This is a genomic window from Priestia sp. P5_B4 (assembly GCF_056400385.1).
In genome coordinates, this window is sequence record NZ_JBFULJ010000900.1 from 1 (window position 1) to 1543 (window position 1543).

Sequence of the window (1543 nt, forward strand, 5' to 3'; positions counted from 1 at the left end):
GAGTATGTCACGACGTTTTATGAAGAAGCTGAAGTGGGAGAGTGGAACAAACAGCTCATTCAAGCAGGAGTAACGGTAAAAGAAATGAATCGAAAGCTTCCAACTCTTGAAGATTTATTTATCGAAATGACAGGAGGCGAATCGATTGATTAGTTTGGTTCAAAATGAAATGATCAAGCTCGTTCGAAAAAAGCGCCTGTTAATCGTTACCCTTATTATGGGCGTTTTGATTTCTATGTTCACCTACGCTCAGCTTCGCGAAACACAGCGCCTTCAAGAAAAGCTAGGAACGACCGATTGGCGCAGTACGCTGCAGCAAGAAATTATCGATACGCAAAACCGGCTGAGCGGAAGCCAAATTTCAGATGATTGGCGCAAGCAGCTTGAAATTCGCGTGGCGCAGCAACAGTATTATTTAGATAATGATATCAATCCTTCGGAACCAGGGGCACCAACGTTTGTGCGAGGGTTCATTGAAAACGCCATTCAGCTTTTGCTGCCGCTGATGATTATGATTATTGCAGCGGATTTAGTGTCTTCAGAGTACAGCTTGGGATCCATCAAGGTATTGTTGACGAGGCCTGTGAAACGGTGGAAAATCCTGCTTAGTAAATATATCACGCTCGTCATGTCCGTCTCGTTTTTAATTTTAATGTTTGGCGTTTTGTCGTACCTCATTTCTGGCGGTGTATTTGGATTTAAAGGCTGGACAGCCCCTATTCTTACGGGATTTAGCGTGCAGGGAAATGACTTAAATACAGCTGACGTTCATTTAATTTCGCAGTGGAGATATATTTTAATGGAGTTTGGTCTTGCTTGGTTTGTCTCACTTGTTGTTGGAACGCTTGCTTTTATGCTATCTGTTTTAATTAAAAGTACAGCTGCGGGTATGGGTGTGATGCTTGCTTGTTTGATTGCAGGTACGATTTTAAGCAGCATGGTTTCTTCATGGCATTCGGCTAAGTATTTGTTTATGGTTAATTTAAATTTAACTTCTTATCTGCAAGGCACAGCTCCTCCGACTGAAGGAATGACATTAGGGTTTTCCTTGGGTGTTTTAACCATTTGGGGACTTGCGGGGCTGCTCGTGTCGTTTCTGGTATTTACCAAAAAAGACGTGTACTAATTTCGTATAAGTTGACGATAATCAGGAACGTGCGTTATGATTGTGTTAACAAAAAATGCTGTTTTGCTCAAAGGGGAGTAGCTCTTGCAGTAAAGTCGTCATTTCGAGATTATTATCTCCGGCTTTATTGACAATGCAAATTGTTAGCGAGACCTTTGCCAATGTTGCCATTGGTAAAGGTCTGGATACAAACACCTTTACCACATGTGGTAAAGGTGTTTTTTGTTATTTCAAAATGAGAGAGGAGCTTAAAAATGTCAAAACTATCGAGACTGTTAAAAAGCCCCGCTGTAAAAAAAGGAATAAAAAAAGCTGTACCCATTATTATGAAAGAGTTAAAGAAACGAAAATCGAAAAGAAGATAGCAGAAAAGAAAATAAGAAAGGTTGAGTGCTAAGTGAAAAAGTGGATGCTAGT

General features: G+C 40.5%; 2 protein-coding genes and 1 pseudogene. All 3 read left to right on the forward strand.

Annotation, left to right across the window (positions count from 1 at the left end; all coding sequences use genetic code 11):
• Nucleotides 1-153: pseudogene (locus AC1DRF_RS27290) on the forward strand (ABC transporter ATP-binding protein); the annotation flags it as partial.
• Nucleotides 146-1126, forward strand: coding sequence for an ABC transporter permease (locus AC1DRF_RS27295; protein ID WP_427076372.1), 981 nt, complete (start codon nt 146-148; stop codon nt 1124-1126). The pseudogene AC1DRF_RS27290 and the gene AC1DRF_RS27295, both read left to right, overlap by 8 nt.
• Nucleotides 1127-1253: 127 nt before the next feature.
• Nucleotides 1254-1523 carry a hypothetical protein gene (locus AC1DRF_RS27300; RefSeq protein WP_272801318.1) on the forward strand — a complete coding sequence of 90 codons (270 nt, stop codon included), beginning with the start codon at nt 1254-1256 and terminating at the stop codon, nt 1521-1523.
• Nucleotides 1524-1543 lie beyond the last annotated feature (20 nt).